The 18,160-nt window shown below is 39.5% G+C and carries 17 protein-coding genes and 2 pseudogenes; 12 read left to right on the top strand and 7 right to left on the bottom strand.

The features are described 5' to 3' along the window. Positions 1–363: 363 nt before the first annotated feature. From NMU02_RS13780 to NMU02_RS11935, 3 genes and pseudogenes are all read left to right on the top strand, one after another. Positions 364–750: pseudogene (locus NMU02_RS13780) on the top strand (flavodoxin). A 46-nt stretch (positions 751–796) separates the two neighbouring features. Further along, positions 797–1,573: a hypothetical protein gene (locus tag NMU02_RS11940; RefSeq protein ID WP_255028156.1), complete on the top strand. Its 777-nt coding sequence runs from the start codon at positions 797–799 to the stop codon at positions 1,571–1,573. A gap of 24 nt (positions 1,574–1,597) precedes the next feature. Beyond that, a complete protein-coding gene (locus NMU02_RS11935; protein ID WP_255028155.1) occupies positions 1,598–2,254 on the top strand; it encodes a hypothetical protein in 657 nt (218 codons plus the stop codon). 134 nt (positions 2,255–2,388) lie between these two features. Here NMU02_RS11935 and NMU02_RS11930 read toward each other — a convergent pair. After that, a pseudogene (locus NMU02_RS11930) lies at positions 2,389–2,575 on the bottom strand (Arm DNA-binding domain-containing protein); the annotation flags it as partial. A 409-nt stretch (positions 2,576–2,984) separates the two neighbouring features. Between NMU02_RS11930 and NMU02_RS11925 the strand changes: the two are divergent. Both NMU02_RS11925 and NMU02_RS11920 read left to right on the top strand, forming a co-directional pair. Beyond that, positions 2,985–4,376, top strand: a complete 1,392-nt coding sequence (locus NMU02_RS11925; protein WP_255028154.1) for a C1 family peptidase — start codon at positions 2,985–2,987, stop codon at positions 4,374–4,376. Between the two features lie 157 nt (positions 4,377–4,533). After that, a complete protein-coding gene (locus tag NMU02_RS11920) occupies positions 4,534–5,070 on the top strand; it encodes a lysozyme inhibitor LprI family protein (RefSeq protein WP_255028153.1) in 537 nt (178 codons plus the stop codon). Positions 5,071–5,089: 19 nt separating this feature from the next. On the opposite strand, the gene NMU02_RS11915 is transcribed toward NMU02_RS11920, so the two are convergent. Then, the gene (locus NMU02_RS11915; RefSeq protein WP_255028152.1) at positions 5,090–6,490 is read right to left on the bottom strand and encodes an alanine/glycine:cation symporter family protein; all 1,401 of its coding nucleotides are present in this window, start codon (positions 6,488–6,490) and stop codon (positions 5,090–5,092) included. Positions 6,491–6,502: 12 nt separating this feature from the next. After that, on the bottom strand, positions 6,503–6,820 hold the full coding sequence (locus NMU02_RS11910) for a YkvA family protein (protein ID WP_255028151.1): 318 nt from the start codon (positions 6,818–6,820) through the stop codon (positions 6,503–6,505). 139 nt (positions 6,821–6,959) lie between these two features. On the opposite strand from NMU02_RS11910, the gene NMU02_RS11905 reads away from it, so the two are divergent. From NMU02_RS11905 to NMU02_RS11885, 5 genes are all read left to right on the top strand, one after another. Next, positions 6,960–7,337 (top strand): VOC family protein, encoded by a 378-nt coding sequence (locus tag NMU02_RS11905; protein ID WP_255028149.1) that lies wholly within the window; start codon positions 6,960–6,962, stop codon positions 7,335–7,337. Positions 7,338–7,551: 214 nt separating this feature from the next. After that, positions 7,552–7,980 carry an Hsp20/alpha crystallin family protein gene (locus tag NMU02_RS11900; RefSeq protein ID WP_255028193.1) on the top strand — a complete coding sequence of 143 codons (429 nt, stop codon included), beginning with the start codon at positions 7,552–7,554 and terminating at the stop codon, positions 7,978–7,980. Between the two features lie 10 nt (positions 7,981–7,990). Then, a complete protein-coding gene (locus NMU02_RS11895) occupies positions 7,991–8,116 on the top strand; it encodes a hypothetical protein (RefSeq protein WP_255028148.1) in 126 nt (41 codons plus the stop codon). Positions 8,117–8,227: 111 nt separating this feature from the next. Further along, positions 8,228–8,659 carry a hypothetical protein gene (locus tag NMU02_RS11890; protein ID WP_255028147.1) on the top strand — a complete coding sequence of 144 codons (432 nt, stop codon included), beginning with the start codon at positions 8,228–8,230 and terminating at the stop codon, positions 8,657–8,659. Positions 8,660–8,957: 298 nt separating this feature from the next. Beyond that, positions 8,958–10,634: a glycoside hydrolase family 13 protein gene (locus NMU02_RS11885; protein WP_255028146.1), complete on the top strand. Its 1,677-nt coding sequence runs from the start codon at positions 8,958–8,960 to the stop codon at positions 10,632–10,634. Positions 10,635–10,704: 70 nt separating this feature from the next. Here the strand turns inward: NMU02_RS11885 and NMU02_RS11880 are convergent, their stop codons facing one another. From NMU02_RS11880 to NMU02_RS11865, 4 genes are all read right to left on the bottom strand, one after another. After that, positions 10,705–11,649, bottom strand: coding sequence for a fimbrillin family protein (locus NMU02_RS11880; protein ID WP_255028145.1), 945 nt, complete (start codon positions 11,647–11,649; stop codon positions 10,705–10,707). Positions 11,650–12,335: 686 nt separating this feature from the next. Next, a complete protein-coding gene (locus NMU02_RS11875) occupies positions 12,336–12,758 on the bottom strand; it encodes a lipocalin-like domain-containing protein (RefSeq protein ID WP_255028144.1) in 423 nt (140 codons plus the stop codon). 10 nt (positions 12,759–12,768) lie between these two features. Beyond that, positions 12,769–14,244: a capsule assembly Wzi family protein gene (locus NMU02_RS11870; protein WP_255028192.1), complete on the bottom strand. Its 1,476-nt coding sequence runs from the start codon at positions 14,242–14,244 to the stop codon at positions 12,769–12,771. Between the two features lie 110 nt (positions 14,245–14,354). After that, positions 14,355–15,326 carry an ROK family protein gene (locus tag NMU02_RS11865; RefSeq protein ID WP_255028143.1) on the bottom strand — a complete coding sequence of 324 codons (972 nt, stop codon included), beginning with the start codon at positions 15,324–15,326 and terminating at the stop codon, positions 14,355–14,357. Positions 15,327–15,508: 182 nt separating this feature from the next. On the opposite strand from NMU02_RS11865, the gene NMU02_RS11860 reads away from it, so the two are divergent. Together NMU02_RS11860 and NMU02_RS11855 are read left to right on the top strand one after the other, a co-directional pair. After that, positions 15,509–16,660 (top strand): LruC domain-containing protein, encoded by a 1,152-nt coding sequence (locus NMU02_RS11860; RefSeq protein ID WP_255028142.1) that lies wholly within the window; start codon positions 15,509–15,511, stop codon positions 16,658–16,660. Between the two features lie 275 nt (positions 16,661–16,935). Beyond that, entirely contained in the window at positions 16,936–17,955 is a 1,020-nt protein-coding gene (locus NMU02_RS11855; RefSeq protein WP_255028141.1) for a DUF362 domain-containing protein, read from the top strand. The last annotated feature ends 205 nt before the right edge of the window (positions 17,956–18,160 follow it).

Raw genomic sequence — 18,160 nt, 5'->3', positions numbered from 1 at the left:
CGGTTGGTGTTCAGCTCGGCGGCCAGGTCGGTAATGCGCAGCTTGGGTTCGAGGTGCGGTTTTTTGTCGCGCAGGTAACGCTCAAACTGTCTGCGGTCGATAGTAGTTTCTTTCTCCGGCGTATCCTTCCCGTCTGCGGGATAGGGCTGGATGATCAGGTAATTGCCGTCAAGTATGTTGTGACAAAAGATAGCATAATTTCCGGCCTCTGTTTCGCCCCCTGACGCCGAATCGGTAATTATGGTACGACGAACCGTAATCCAGGTAGGGTTGCTGGATATACTGCGTCCTACTTTTGTTGAGGGAATTGTGTAAATGGAAAAACGATGAAAACAAAATTGATTTTAGCAATGATGGCGGCTTTTGCCGCTTCCGGAGCCGGAGCCTGCCAAAAAAGTATTGGTAGCCTATTTTCACCACAGCGGCAATACCCGCGAGTTGGCGCGGCAGATCGGCGAGACCACTGGCGGGGAACTTTTCGAAATCGTTCCTGTCAAACCCTAACCTTCGGATTACCAGGCCGTGGTCGACCAGGGCAAGCGGGAAATCGAGGCGGGGGCCCGGCCCGACCTGAAAACCCGGGTCGGCGACATGTCGCAGTACGACGTGATTTTCGTCGGCTCGCCCTGCTGGTGGGCCACCGCCTGCCCTTCCATTTTCGTTTTCTGTAACTCTGATTTGTGTTCAAAAAGTTGGAAATTGTTTGCTGTTTGTCCAAAAAAATCCATATATTGTGCATATAAACACTAAACATGCAAACATGTTCTTACGCTCCATTTTATCCGTCGCGGCACTGTTGTGCCTCGTCACGCCCGCCGCGTTGCGTGGCGGGGCGTATGCCAATTACGATCAAACAATATCCGAACCGCTGGAAATACGGATCAACGACAGCCTCAGCATCCGGATAAGATCGATCTCCAAAGAGGAATACGAAACCCGGAAACAGGCGGCGGAACACTTGCGGCATAAGTCTTACAAGAAAATCGAGGATCTTGCCAAAGTGCAGAAAATCCTCGGCCGAAGACTGAAGGTTATCCCCAAAGATTATGGGGGCCGTATTGTCAACGAGTTTGAAATCACTTTCGACGACGGAACCAAGGTGTACCGGGATTTGGAATTCGACTTTTACGCCTACTATCCGGAGCTCAGGATATTGTGTTTCGATTCTGCCGGCGGTTACAGTAAAATCGACTTCAACACCAATTCGGAAGAGTGGAACGGAAATATAAGCCCAGAGGAGTGGTCCGTTTCGCCCGACAAACAGTTGCGGATCAATGCTGATGGTCCCGACTGTATAGCGAGAGACGGCTACCAGTATTTTTTAGAGAAATGGAACAAGAAAAAGAGACGGTACGAGTATATCGGCGATTTGTTTTATACCGAGAATATGCTCCGGTCGTGGACGGACGACGGCGACGGTTTAAATTCCGAACGTGTACAACATGTGATTCTGTGCTGGTGGTACGGTACAGACTGGTCGTGGACGGACAATAATACGGTATTGTATACATGCCCCGATTCCTACACAGAAGGAGGCCGTCTCTACGGTGAAATGGAGATTATCGTAAAATAACGATCCTATGAAAAAAACAACCGAATGAAAAGAGCTGCGGTCTTATTGAGTGTATTGCTGTCTTTGCATTTCTCTGCGCTGCACGCGCAGAGAACAAAGTGCCTGCGCATAACGAAGAAGGCGCTGGATATAGGGGTTTACGATTACGGAAAGGTCAAAAAATCTCCGTATAAAGTTTACTATGGGAAGCAGGCCGAGGACAAATTCACCGAAGTGCTGATGAAAAGCGAGCGGCTTATGAATTCGGGTAAATTCGGTCAGTATCGGACACCTAACGATTTTGTTACGGACGATGTTGTGGCTTACGAATATTGTCCTGAACTGAACTATGTGATGACCACGGGCGGGCATGGCTTTGCCTTTGCCTATGATTTGGAAACTTTGGAAGAGATCTTCGTCAATCCCTCTACTTTTGTCTATTCTCCGTCGGGTTGCTATCGCTTTGGAACATTTGACGTCGACGCAGGAATGGAGATTTATTTGGAGGTAAAGCAGGGCGATAAATGGGTTTCACATCTTAGAGGAGTCTGCCCAACCATGATAGAGGGCGTTTACTGGTTCGACGATCAGACGATACATTATCTGGGAAAAAAGAAAAGACCCTCTGGCGCAAGTTACTGGATCGGGTATTCGATGAAATTCTCTTTTGAATATGAACCGGAAGAATCCATCCGGCCATGACATAGGCAGCTGCAAAAGTAAACGCAACTGTATATCAGTCCGGCGGCCAATGCGCCCAACAGCGGCCCCGCCACGGGAACCCAACTGTAACCCCATCCGATCGGGCCTTTGCCCCGGATCGGCAGGACGGCGTGCGCCACTACGCTGCGACCGGACATGCGGCCTAACTCCACGTTCCACGATTTCTCCTCCACGTCCAGCTTGTAACTGAACTGTGCGATTTTACCGTTTACCGTAAATCCGGCACATCACCGGAACAAGCCCGTTTTTCTTCGGGGCGCTGCGTTTCAGATAGAATAAAACTCTGAATGTCGATCTTATAACTCTATAATTTTTTAGGGTTCAAAATTATTTCTTGTAGATCTGTTTGTCGATACGCAAAATGCAGAGAATCAGCGAAATATAACTAGAAAACCGACTTTTTTTGCGATGTGCAGCTCATAATACGAAAATCCTGCTACATTTGCAGTCGCAATCCTCCGAATCAGGCTTGTAATTTAGCGTTTTGAAAGCCTCCCAAAATCTCCGCCGCCGTTTTGAAAAGAGTAACGGGATAGTTACGTAACTCCGGTTTCATTTGGTTTTTTGGCGGTTTCGCTTGGCTTTGTCTTTGTCTTTGCAGTACGTTTTCCTCTAAACTCCTTATTTACAACCTTCCTGCGCTCATCTGCTCAATCTCTCAGTTTTTATTCTTATCTTTGCTTCAAGTATATCATTAACAGAAAATATTATGAGAATAGTACAGATCGCAATTGTAGCCTTTTTTTTGTCCGGAATATCTGTTTCGGTTCAGGCACAAGGAGGAATTACTCCTGAAATGATGAAAGAGATACAACAAAGTTATAAAGGTACTCCATGTGACAAAGCTATTAGAAATGCTATAGGGGGTACGGATATAAACGTTTTGGCATTGAATCAGGAAAACAGGGCGAATTTCGATACTCATTTTACTTATAAAGTGCCGTCGAATGGTATTACCAATCAAAAATCCTCGGGGCGTTGCTGGTTATTTACCGGTTTGAATGTATTGCGAGCCCAAGCTATGTTGAAACATGGGATACCCTCTCTTGAATTTTCACAAAATTATAATTTTTTTTATGATCAGCTCGAGAAAGCTAATTTGTTTTTACAAGGGGTAATCGATACCCGAGAAAAACCGATGGATGATAAAACCGTTGATTGGTTGTTCCATAATCCGCTTAGCGACGGTGGTCAGTTCACCGGTATATCCGATATTATCGGAAAATACGGAGTGGTACCTAAGCAGGTTATGCCCGAAACGTTAAGTAGTGAAAATACCCGTACTATTACCGATCTTATAAAGCAAAAATTGCGTGAACAGGGATTGCAATTAAGAGCTCTTCCGATTAAAATGAAAAGTACGGAAATAGAAAAAAGGAAGACGGAAATGTTGGGGGTAATTTATCGGATGCTCGTACTTTCACTGGGTGAGCCTGTCGAGAAATTTACCTGGAGTTTAACCGATGAAAAAGGGAATATCGTTAATACGAAAGAATATACCCCTATCTCCTTTTATCAGGAATATCTCGGAAACGACCTTACAAACGACTATGTCATGTTGATGAATGATCCCACCCGTGAATATTATAAACTGTATACTATCGATTACGACAGGCATACTTATGACGGACGAAATTGGACATATATCAACCTTCCTGTTGAAGATATTAAAAAAATGGCGATCGAATCTCTTAAAAATAACGTAATGATGTATTTTAGCTGTGATGTAGGTAAGTTCCTGAATCGTAAAGAAGGAACTCTCGATATACGTAATTATGATTATGAATCGTTGATGGGAACCACATTCGGCATGGATAAGAAACAGCGTATACAAACTTTCTCGAGTGGTTCGACGCATGCCATGACCTTAATGGCCGTGGATATTAATGCTGATGGGAATCCTCAAAAATGGATGGTGGAAAATAGTTGGGGAGATACTGGATATAATGGACACCTGATTATGACCGACAGATGGTTTGACGAATATATGTTCCGCCTTGTTGTCGAAAAAAGGTTTGTACCTGCAGACATATTGAAAATACTCGATACGAAGCCTGTCCGCTTACCTGCATGGGATCCTATGTTTGCCGATGAAAATTAATTATATATGCATTTAAATACACTCTGGAAGCAATATCTCCTGGGGTGTATTTATTTATAGTTTTTTTAATTAGTTGTATTGATAAATTTTATAGATGATAGGTTTAAAAAATAAAAATATTTATTTGAAAATTTGATAACTAATATATTGATTAATTATGAAATATTTACTGATAATCGGAATATTGTTTATAGCAGTAAACAGTGTGTTTGCACAATGGAGTAAAGACGATCTGAGTTCGTATAGAGAAAGAGCGGATAAAATAACTACTGACTATATTGCGGACCAAATAAAAAACGGACGGCTCGATCCCGAATACGATTCTATAAAGATTGCGTTTACGGCAGATACGATGAAAATAAAAACCATAGAGCGGTTAGTCGATGAAGAAGGAGGATATACGACTTTAGACATGAACATGAAAAGGCAGTTTATGCTAGAGGAATATGATATATTACTAAATAAATATTATAAATACCTCATAGGCATGCTATCGCCCGAGAATAAAATAAAATTTAGAAATGCCCAGCGAGCATGGTTGAAATACAGAGATAGTGAAGGAGTAGTAAGCAGGGATATAATATGTGCTCAAGACGGTTCTATGTGGGGCATTGTTGCCGGGGACCGTAACCTTGAAATACTTAAGCGGAGGGTGTATGACATTTACGATTTAATCAAAATATTGAATATGTAAATCGGAGCTATGTTTCTTATCACCAGCAATCGAGATCATCGGCAATATCAGGCATACTTTCCTTTTTAAAAACAGGACTTTTTATACCTTCCTTTTTTTGTTTTCGATAATCATCGAGAAGCCTGAAAGCGTATTTCCCCAAAAGTATAATCGCAATCAGGTTGCATATCGACATGAGGCCCATCGTTATGTCGGCTAAATTCCATGCGAGGTCGAGTGTTGCCAAGGCCCCGAACATAACCATACATCCCACTAAAATACGATATCCGATAATAAAAGATTTGCGATTGGTAATAAAACGTATATTTGCTTCACCATAATAGTAATTTCCTAAAATACTGCTGAATGCGAAAAAGAAAATGGCAATAGCGACAAATATTCCTCCTATACTGCCAATTTCACTGTTTAGAGCTTTTTGTGTCAGTTGTACTCCATTGGCTGATCCATCGATCGGAGCACCGCTAAATAGAATAATAAATGCCGTACAGGTACAGATAAGTAAAGTGTCGGTAAATACTCCGAGAGCCTGTATTAACCCTTGTTTTACCGGATGCGAGACTTTTGCCGTTGCTGCGACATTGGGAGCCGATCCCATACCGGCTTCATTACTAAAAAGGCCTCGTTTTATACCTTGCATGAGGGCTGCACCGATGCTACCGCCTGCGATTTGTTCCCATCCGAAAGCATTACTGAAAATGATTTTGAGTACTTCAGGTAATTCTTTTAAATTGAAAAGCATAATAATAATTACAAGAAGTATATACCCCAGTGCCATAACAGGTACTACGACGCTGCTCACTTTTGCAATTCGTTGTATTCCTCCGAAAATGATTAATAAAGTCATCGTAGTAAGTATGATTCCCATAACGATATGGCTGAAAGAAAATGCATTTTCGAAAGCCGCGCATATGGTATTGCTTTGTACCGAATTGAAGGCAAAACCAAAAGTAATCGTAATGAGAATGGCGAACAAAATTCCCATCCAGCGTTTTTTCAGGCCGCGCTGCATGTAATAAGCAGGGCCGCCTACAAACGAATCTTTCCCTTTTGTTTTATATAATTGAGCTAATGTAGATTCTACAAATGCGCTCGAGGCTCCGAATAATGCAATTACCCACATCCAAAATACCGATCCTGGACCCCCGATAGCAATGGCCGTGGCAACACCCGCAAGATTACCTGTGCCTACTCTACTGGCCAGTGATACGGCAAAGGCTTGAAATGAAGTAATATGTTTTTCCCCCTGTTTCCCCGATATTGCGGATTCACCCAATAATCTTACCATTTCGCCGATCATTCTGAATTGGACGAACCGGGTTTTTATTGTGAACCAAAAGGCACAAACCAGAAGCATGGCGATAAGAATATAAGTCCATAGCACATTATTGATCGAACCGATCCATTCATTTAAAATATCCATAACCGGACAGTATTATGATTGAAATAGTTTAATGATGATACTACCGAATAACAATAATAAAAGAATAATGATTACAGCTAATGAAATAAATATCCATTTCAGCCATTTGTAGATAGATGAAATGGTTTCGTTTCCCTTATTATCGGATATATGCTGTAAGATATTCATAATGGCTGCTGTAGTAACAAGGGCATCATCTATCCATCCGATGACGGGAATATCGGGAATGAAGTCTAAGGGTATAAAATCGTAAATAAGAGCCAGGGCAAGCCATATCCAATGGGTATAGTTTTTTGCGGGCGGTTTTGAAACAGGTTCGTAATTGTCCATAAGATCATCACAGTTAGTATACAAATATAATTATTATGGGGCTAAAAGCCCTTTATGAAACATTAAAATAAGTTTGTACCGCAGTCGAATTATTTTCTTATATGTTATATTTGTATTCATTTATATAATTAAATCAGTTATGGAAATTAAAGGAAAATTCGATCATTTCAATATCAATGTTACAAATTTGGAGCGCAGTATCGATTTTTATAGCAGAGCTGTGGGACTTAAAGAAGTAAAAAGAAAAGAGGCTGCCGACGGATCTTTTATTCTGGTATATTTGTCGGACGGGACAACCGGTTTTAGACTTGAACTTACGTGGTTGCGGGATCATCCGCAGAATTATGAATTGGGCGAAAATGAAAGTCATTTGTGTATACGGGTAGAAGGTGATTATGAAAAGATAAGAGAATATCATAAAAATATGGGTTGGGTATGCTATGAAAATACCGATATGGGATTATATTTTATTCACGATCCCGATGATTATTGGATTGAAGTTCTCCCGATGAAATAATATGGGTATTTAATAGTTTAAACTGCTGTTAATAAGGTTAAAACAGTAGGCGATTATGACATAATAAGGCGAAAAAGTGACATTATATCTGCCACTTCTTCGCCTTATTTTTATTGGCACGGAAGTTGGTATTGTTAAAGGTGAACGTTCGACCGAATTCATAGTCGAAGTTTATAATATTCAGATGTTTAACTAAAGAATAGGAGATATGGTTATGATGCCTGTAAAAAGATCACAAAATTGGTTACCCGGTATCTTTAATGATTTCTTTGGTAACGAATGGATGGAGAAAGTCAATGCTAATTCGCCCGCTATAAATATTCTCGAAACAGAGAATGAGTATAAGGTAGAAGTTGCCGCCCCAGGACTAACAAAAGATGATTTTAAAATCAGTTTGAGAGACGATAACGAATTAACTGTTTCAATGGAAAAAAAACAGGAGCATAATAATGAAAAGAAAAACGGTCGTTATTTGAGGCGAGAATTTTCGTATACTCAGTTTCGGCAAACGATGATTCTCCCCGATAATATCGATAAAGATAAAATAGAAGCGAAGGTAGAGCACGGTATATTGAATATATCTATTCCTAAAAAAGAGATCCTTCCCGAAAAAGCAGTAAATAAAGTAATAGAAATAAAATAAAGGTTGTAATATGAAAACTCCTGGATTAAAAAAGCAAAAAGGACAATTTGTCGGAAAACATAAAGAAAAATCAGAGTATCAAATGGAAAAAAGTGCTTTGGAAGCAGCTGGAAGCCATAAAAAACATCATGAATAAATGATATTTGATAGATCACCGCGGAAATGTCTTTCTAAAATATTTCCGCGGTATTTTTGTTTAAATACCAAATATCCCTATCTTTGAAAAAGATCTATATATAATTAATTAATGAAATACGGGGTAAACCGACATACTTTATTACTCATAGCTGGTCTTATCTGGATCATAGCAGGAGCCAATATCTTGCGTATCGGTATTATTACGTGGACGACCGATGGTGAATATTGGTTATTTAAATTTTGTGAGGCCATTATCATTTTTGTATTGTTCTTTAACTTTGTATTTAAGCGTCTCTTTTATAAACATACGTTGCGCATATCGAAAAAGAAAGATTTAAATTGTCCTTTTTCATTTTTCGATGCTAAAGGTTGGATTATTATGATTGCCATGATTACTTTCGGGATAATTGTGCGTAAATATCAGTTAATGCCTAATTCATTCATTTCGGTATTTTATACCGGTTTGTCATTGGCTCTTATTATCACCGGTTTTTTATTTTTGAGGCAATGGAGAAGAACTTCTAAGTCTGAATTTAAGTGATATTTAATATAGATCAGATTGAGGTCATAAATCTCGCTTGACATTTGGTTCCTAATAAAATACTGACTGTATCGGATAATGAATTTGTACGGATAAATGGATCCTAAAGGTACTTCTCTTGTTTCGGTTAAAGAAAACGGTAAGCCGTTGAAGGTAGTGAAAGTCATTAAAAAATAAAAAACTGTATTTTACAGGTTATACAGGTCCCGTCTGAACGAAAAGTCCGGACGGGACTTTTTTATTGTAAACTAAAATTTTCCCGTATTGTTACTATCTTTAGAATTTTATATAAAGATTTATGGTTAAAAATAAGAATTGGTGGAAAGAAGCAATCGTATATCAGGTATATCCACGTAGTTTTAAAGATAGTAACGGAGACGGGATCGGTGATTTGAAAGGGATAACACAAAAGCTCGATTATATAAAAAGTCTTGGCGTAGATATCATTTGGTTGAATCCTGTTTTCGAATCGCCAAATGACGACAACGGTTACGATATTAGTAATTATTTCGATATAATGTCCGATTTCGGAACGATGGCGGATTTCGACGAATTGCTGCTGGAAATTCATGAAAGAGAGATGAAGCTTGTGCTCGACCTTGTCGTAAACCACACCAGCGATGAGCATCACTGGTTTAAAGAGGCTCGTAAGTCGAGAGAAAATCCTTATTACGATTATTATCTTTGGTGGCCGGCTGAAAGAGGGGTTCCTCCCGAACGAAAAAGCTATTTCGATGAAAAAGGGAATGCATGGATGTATAATGAAACGACCGATTCGTACTATTTACATTATTTTTCTCGCAAGCAACCCGATCTCAATTGGGAAAATGACGATATGAGGGAAGAAATATATACAATGATGAAATTTTGGTTCGACAAGGGGATCGATGGTTTTCGAATGGACTCTATTTCGCTTATTTCGAAGGATAATACTTTTCCGGTTATCGACCGTCGGAAATTTCATGATATTTTCGATTATTATGCCAAAGGACCTTCGTTGCACCGACACTTACATGAAATGAACCGGAAAGTTTTAAGTTTGTACGATGTGATGTCGGTAGGCGAGGGTTCTGCGGTAAAAGTAAAAGATATAGGGAATTTTGTCGAACCTGCCCGACAGGAGTTGGATATGTTGTATCTTTTCGAAGCTTCGCAGATAAGGAACGAATGTAAGGCTGATTCTCCAGAATCGGGGATAGAGTACAGTCTTATTACTTTAAAAAAAATGTTTGCAGAATGCGACAAAGCCGTAGGTGAGGGATGGCCGACAATATATTTGGGAAATCATGATCAACCGCGGATGGTAACGCGATTTGGAAACGATGCTCCCGAGTTTCATGCTCTATCTTCTAAAATGTTGACGACATTTTTACTGACGATGCGAGGAACTCCTTATTGGTATGCCGGTGACGAAATAGGCATGAGTAATATTAAATTCGATCATATCGAAGATTATAACGATATCGATACTCGGAATCATTATTACGGAATAAAATCTACCGGTGGCGATACGGCGAAATATCTCGAGTTGCAGAAACAAATTGCCAGAGATAATGCCCGCACTCCTTTTCAGTGGGATGCTTCCGAGAAAGCCGGATTTACGACAGGAAAACCTTGGCTGAAAATAAATAAGAATCATTTATCTCTAAATGTAGAAAGTGAAGAAAAAGACAAGAACTCTATTTTGAGTTATTTTAAAAAAATGGTTTTATTCAGAAAAGCACATAAATGTTTAATATACGGGGATTTTCGGCTGGTAGATACTAAAAACGAACGGGTATTCGGCTATACCCGGATATCGGAAAATGAAAAGTATCTTATTGCGCTTAATTTTTCAAAACTTCCGGCAACGTTTTATGCGGATATTTATCTTAACAATGCAGAAGTTCAACTGTTTAATTATGAAACGGCTCCGGATGTCAAGGGGAAAGAAATCGGATTACGCCCTTACGAAGCGGCAATTTGGAAAATATAATAAAAACAAAGTCCGGTATTTACAACACCGGACTTTGTTTTTTATAAGATCGAAATCAGATCGGGTTTCTTTACATTTCAGCGGTACCGTTATCGCTACCTCCATCGTTCCATCCGTCTACTTGAGACGAGGAGAGTGTTAACCCCGAAGGGTTTACCGTTATATTATAAGTGTATTTATAACCGCCTGCAAAAACTTTTTCGGCATCGAGTTTAAAATAAAGTTTTCCACCCGATTTTAAAGCGACTTCCATAAATTGTGTACCGGCAGCAACCGTTTGAGGAATGATAATGGCGCTACCTGTCAGATGAGTATCGGTTTCACTTTTTACGATAATATCTGTAGCATCGTTATCAGCTGTTATATCGGTCATGTTTCCACCCTTAACAATTACGGATGTTTTTAATTTTGTATTTTTAATAGTAATGGTTGCACTATTCAAATCATCTGCATTAAATCCGGTTCCGGCAGTGAAAGAATATATAATTTTAGTGAGTTTATGACCGAATTTTATATCAGTGGTACTTCCGGTATTGCTGACAGAAGCAATATTCCCATACAGAAGGTCGCTGTTTGCAATAGACGCTTCGGTATTTTGTGTCGATTGTACGGCAAACTGTTGAGCAGTTTCTTTATCGTTCCAAGCCGCATTATAAGGTTGATAAGCATAAATGCTAACACTGTTGCCCGTTATCGGGAAATAAATACCGTCTCCTGTCGGGGTAAGCATGCCGTCGGCACCTGCCGTTAGCTGTTCGTTGGTGTATTGCAAGGGTGTTGATACGTTTTGTCCATCGGACACGATCTCATCAATGAATATACCTACAGCCTGATTTGCGAGAATTTTGGTGTCTTGGATAGTGGTAAGGTCTCCCGTAGAACGCATAACAGCTAACTCCTTAATACTGTTCGTTAATTTCATTTCTCCGTACGAAATAGGTTTCGGATCGTTGTCATTACTACATGCTACGAATGTAGCTGTAATAGCTAAGGCAAATAGAGAGTTAAATTTCATAATTCTTTAATTGTTAAAAATGTAAATAATTTAGTTTATGTGTGAATGTTTTATTTATTATATAATATATTACGGCATAATCTATGGCATGTAAAATGTTTATTTTTACGTGTAAATTTATTAGATAAATTAAATTGGTTTCCCTCGCAGTATGGGTAAGTGGAATTAAAGCGAACAGTCGGTTTCAGAAAATCAGTATGTTTTCCTTTTGTATTTTTTTTGATCAAAAGATTGTGAGTAAGTTCTCTTATTTTGTTGAGCTGTTGCTTTTTTCTAAAATTTTAAAAATCGGCAATAGTGTGATGTTTATAAATGTATGTTTGATTTTCCGATATCGAAATATCGAAAATCGGCAGTAAAGGTACATCTTCTTTTGGTAGTTTTTTAATTTTAGTGTTAAATATCTATTATTTCCTGAAAATTGTATAAAGATATTTATCTGTATCATCAAAAGGAATGAGATTGTACAGAATTATGAAGATGATTACGATATCGAATGATCTAGGGATAAAACAGCGTCTTCTTTCTCTGTTCACCGGTTCTTTTTAGTTTATCGACAAAACGGGATATACTTGCGTAACAGTTAAAAAAAATATTATCGCCTTATTTATTTTCTTTCATATAGGATTATTCTGAAATTATAATTTACGTTTTCAGAAAGATAACATTCCAGTATTGGGAAATATTCAATATTTTCTAAAGTTTAAAGTAAGGGAATCTGACCGAAGAATCATTTCTTTATGAGTCAGTTTCTTTATTCCGAATCGCGGTTCGAGACAATCTAATCCGAAATTTTTGACATCTTGCAATTTACAAGGTGATTCTCCTTGTCCGAGTCGCAGATCGTAAAGGAATAAAGAATCTTTTTCGTGCTTGAATCTCCCCAAAATATAAGGTCCTTTACCACCCCTCAAACTTAATAAATGTATTTGTACGGAATAGAAAACTTGCTCGTTCTTTATCTCGTAGTCGGTTGTTATCGTATTATCGTAATGCAGCGTGTCGATAGAGGTTAATTGCCACATACCGTCTAACTTCCCGTTTACAAAAGCTTTATAACAAGATGTCGTTAGTAGAGGAAGAACAAATAATAATATTATTTTTTTCATATCGATAGTATTATTTGGTAAACAGGCCGGTTTTACATATTGTAATCATACCTCCGGTATTATTTCCCATAAGATCGCCCCGATCAAAAGCAAATGAGGCTGTAAATTTCCATGAAGTGAGGTTGCGTGGTAAATAACTCAATTCTAATAAAAATGAAGTATTTTTCCTGATCTCTTTAAAAGGGATACTATACGTTCCCCAGTTGCGTGAACGGGTAACAAGTAAGCGATAATCGATACCGGAAAAAGGTGTTCCGCAAATGCCGATATGATGAGCTTTGATACGGTTATTGGAAAAATAAATATTTCCGTTTTTGTTATATATAGGAGAGGTCAGGAGTGCGTTTCCGATACCCATGCCCCAGTGTTGCCATCCGGTATAGATACCATGATTATAATAATTATCGAGGGCGCTTACCTGATCGGGAATAATGGGGGTCGCATCGTGGTAAATGGGGCCACTTTGATCTCTCGAGCCAAGATATTCATAAACAAAATTATTTATAACCCGATTTTTAGGAAATGTGATTTCGACTCCGGTAAGACAATCTTTCCAGGCATATTCAAAAAACATCATCGAATGATCTTCAAAGAAGTGTTCGTAATAGGCACGTACTTTCCAGTTGTCGAATTTGTAAGAAAGAGAAAAATTCCAACTACCCAAATGATTTCCGAGAATATTGGTTTGTTCTCCCATTGGTACAGAACTTCCTCCGCCGGCAGGGATAAAAACTTTAAAAAAATCTGTAAACCCACTATACATTTTAGTTACCTGATAACGATTTTTGTTCCAGGTATAAGATTTTCCCCCGAACTGTGCCGCCATTTCAAGGCCACCTTCGAAAACTAAAGGGGCTTTTTTTTCATTTCCAATTTTTATATAAAGTGCTTTAGAATGATATAAAACGTGTTCAGTATATTTATAGTGTGAGTTACCTGTAAAATCTTTTTGCCAATTATCATCGGTAAATAAGCCGTAAGCGACATGTCCTTTAATGAAAAACCATTCATGGGTCCAAGGAAATGCTACATAATCTGGAAATTCGAGTCTTACTTGAGGGATTGGCCGGGCATTGCCGGAAAAGGTAAGACCACCGGTGCTCAGAAACGGATTCTTTAATTCTCCATTTCGTTCTTTACTGCCGATGCTTAGGTTGAGTACTTTATATTTCAGGTCGACATATGCTTGTTGTACAATAAAGGCGGAAGTAAAATTATAGGCTCCGGCAAGATCGATACCCATTGCATATGAAAAATCTTTGTTTTTTTCGAACTGACGAAATAATCCGGCCCGGATATATCCATTGTTTTTTATGACCGAAGAAAGACCTTGTTTATTTGAAACCAGCCAAAACGGAGTATACTCACCACCACTAAAGTTTATACCGGTTTCTACAGAATAATTCAGCCCTTTGGTAAACTGGGCATAAGTAAAAAATGATAAATATAAGAATACAAATAATAAATATAACCCCCTAAATTTCATTTTCCTTTTTCTTGAGGGCATAAAGTTAACTTTTGTTTTTCTATCTTCTTCTCTTTAATTCTATTTTAATATATTTTATCGTAAGAATTCAGTATTAGTTTATGCTAAAATTACCACGATCGTTCTTTCATTTCGTCCCATACCAATGCCGAAGCGCCATATATGGCTGCGTTTTTCACGAGTTTCGAAGGCAATAGTTTCACCTTATTACTGAAAACTTTCATCATGTTTATTTCCATGTGGTCTTTGGTAGGGTCAAAAAGTATATCTCCGGCTTTAGAGAGCCCCCCCATTAGAAATATAGCTTCGGGACTGGTAATAGCTACGACATTAGCCAAGGCTTCTCCGAGCATTTTTCCAGTATATTTAAAGGTATTTATAGCGATCATATCTCCTTTTACCGCCGATTCCCATACGAGTTGAGCAGTCATTTCGTTAAAGGGGATATTTCTCAGGTCGCTCGGATAATTATATTTCGACATCATTTTATAAGCGGTTCTTTTTACTCCGGTAGCCGAAACATAGGTCTCGAGACATCCCTGACGGCCGCAGCCGCACTGCCTGCCGTTTGGCGAGACGATTACATGGCCGAGTTCTCCGGCAAATCCGTCGTGTCCGTAAATAAGATGTCCGTTCGATACGATACCGCTACCCAGGCCTGTGCCCAATGTGATAACAATAAAATCTTTCATCCCTTTGGCTCCACCGTAAATCATTTCACCGATAGCCGCCGCATCTGCATCGTTGGTTAAATAAACCGGCAGATGGGGATAATATTCTTTGAGCATATCGGTAAAATGTATAACTCCCGGCCAGGGAAGGTTAGGGGCGTATTCGATCGTACCCTTATAGTAGTTCCCATTGGGGGCTCCGATCCCGATTCCCACCAAAACATAGTCGGTTCTGATTTCATCGAATGTTTTTTCGATCGCCATATACAACTCTTTCAGAAAATCGAGTATATCGGCGTGTTGTGCTGTGAGTATAGAACCGGAGGTAAGAAATTCTCCGTTTCGATCGATGAAGCCGAATTTTGTATTAGTACCTCCGATATCGATTCCGAGTGCGACTTCTCTTTTCATAAGCTGTAAATGTTTTTTTAGGAAAACAACTGGAATACAGAAAAGTTTTTGAGACTACTGAAAACAAAATTTTCGGTATTTATAGAAAATAAATGGTCAATCAGATGTATTATATTATATTATTTATTATATTTGTACTGTGTTTTAATCATATTAGTTATAGGTGTTTAAAGAGTTGTGTCATGTCGAAAAAAAAATTAACTATTTTACTATTATCGATAATTGTCATTACTTCGTGTACAAACGATTACATGGGCAATTATAAGCCAGAGGGGAAAGAACCGTCCGAAGCGGCACAAAAACTCCCGGTAGCGGCGAACTTCGATTGGAAAACCATGAAAAGCAAGCCTGTTGAAATTACGACCCCTGCTTCGGTTTATGAAGTGAATGACGGGCAAGAAGTTCTTATCGCTGAAAATCTTCCAGAAGGTACTTATACGCTTACTCATGTAAATGCAAACGGAAAATTTGTCGTGCGTCCCGTTACAGCACCGGTTGTATATGACAGAAACCGTTCCGCCATGCGTGGAGATGCGGTAAAATCTATTTATTATTTTCCTTCCTCTACCGGTTGGGGTATGATGATGGTAGAAGACGTATTTCCTTATCTCGGAGATCTCGATCTGAACGATATCGTTTTTAAATTCCGGATAAAATATGAATTAGGCCAAACCGGCGGTTCCGGTAAATCGCCCCATGTAAGAGCCATTGAATTTAATTTGATTCCGTTGGCTATGGGTGGGTCGAAATATGATAAAATAGGTGTTGCCCTTAATTTTATACAGGATAAGGTAAAAAAGAACTTGATAAAGTCGGTAAGCGGACAGATAAATAAAGGTACGGGAATGATCGGTAACGAAACCGAAAATGTCGTATTTCTTACCGATGATCTTCGTTCGCAATTTATCGGATCTAAAACCGAATTCGATATAATAAATACATTTACGACTGTTCCGTCGTTAGTGTCCGAACCTTTTACCGTACGGCTTGAACTTACCCCGGGACTTTCGAGGTTGAACGAAGTATTGCCTGTTCCCGATGAGAATGGAAATATGCTCGATCTGTTTGTTACTTTGGGAGAACGCGGAAGAGAGGTGCATGTGAAAGGGCATCCGGCTACCGCTAAATTAAATGCCGATCTCGAGAAATACAGTAGTTACGTATCTGCCGAAAATTGGGTATGGGCGCTTATTCTTCCCGATAATATCAAGTATCCGAAAGAAATGACCCCGATATACGAAGCGTATCCTTTGTTTAAAGATTGGGTACAGGGCAAATTAGGGAGTATAGACGAGTGGACGTTTAATCTCGATCACGACAAAGTATATATGTAATATATATCATATCTAAAGGACTTGCGAGCCACATTTCGCAAGTCCTTTTTATTTTTCCGACCACCTACGTGTAAAAGATTCCGATCGTGATTTCGGCGGGATCGGTTATTCTTCTTCCGGTGCGCCTATCCGGGCGGCTTTTTGTTCTATTCCTTTCGATTACGATGTACTGTTTTCAAATACAGTAATCAGGGTATGAATATCTGTAATATATATACAAACAGATATTTTGAATAGCGGTATTTTTGTAACATCTTAATGCAAATAAGACGATAATGAAAGATGAGAAAAGAATAACGCGCCGTGATTTTATAAGAACGGCGGCGGTCACCGGCGGCGCTTTGGCGGTTTCTTGTTTGATACCGACGGTAAAAGGAGAGGGAATCAGTAGTTTTTTGAAAGAAGAACTCTTCGCTAAAAAGAGAAAAACGGCTACCGTTTATATGTCAAAGCATATAACCCCGCAAGATCTGATACGTCTTTATGAGGTTCTGGATCGTCCGGTTTCCGGGAAAGTGGGTGTAAAAATCAGTACGGGAGAACCGGGTGGTCATAATTATCTGAAACCCGAACTTATCGGGGATCTCGTACATAAAGTAAACGGTACGATCATAGAATGCAATACGGCATACGGCGGCGAGCGTTCTACTACAGAATCGCATTTAAAAGCCGCTAAAGATCATGGTTTTACTGCCATTGCCGATGTAGATATCATGGATGCCGAAGGGGAAATACGATTACCGGTGAAAGGCGGGAAGCATCTGACCGAAGACATTGTCGGGAGGCATTATGCTAATTACGATTTTACCCTCGTATTGTCGCATTTTAAAGGACATGCTATGGGCGGTTTCGGAGGCGCCGTAAAAAACATATCCATAGGTATAGCTTCAGCCAATGGTAAACGGCTTATTCATTCGGCCGGCACCAGTACCACGAGCTGGGGAAATCCTTTACAGGACGATTTTCTCGAATCTATGGCTGAAGCGGCTAAAGCAGTTGCCGACTATTGCGGCGATAATATACTTTATATAAACGTAATGAATAATTTATCTGTCGATTGCGATTGCGACTCTGATCCCGAAGAACCCCAAATGGGCGATATCGGTATACTTGCCTCACTCGATCCCGTAGCTTTAGATCAGGCTTGTGTGGATATGGTTTATAATTCTCCCGATGAAGGTCGTAGCCATCTTATTGAACGTATCGAATCCCGTCACGGTATACATATGCTCGAACATGGGGAAGCGATAGGCCTCGGAACCCGTAAATATGATCTGATTGATTTAGAGAACTGATTATAAGGATTCTCTCCGAAAGGAATATGTTATGATAACCGGTTATACGGTTTATCGTAAATAGCCGGTGGCCGGCTTTTTTATATTACAGGTAATAATTGCCGGTGCGCAAGGTAACCGGTTAGAAAATAAAACGCCCCCGAAAGCGTGACTTTCGAGGGCGTTTTCGTTGCTTCCCGAATGGTATTCGAGGAAGAGTTTTACT

The sequence above is a fragment of the Coprobacter tertius genome (genome assembly GCF_024330105.1).
GTDB classification, from domain to species: Bacteria; Bacteroidota; Bacteroidia; order Bacteroidales; family Coprobacteraceae; genus Coprobacter; species Coprobacter tertius.
This window is presented reverse-complemented; position numbering and strand designations above follow the sequence as displayed.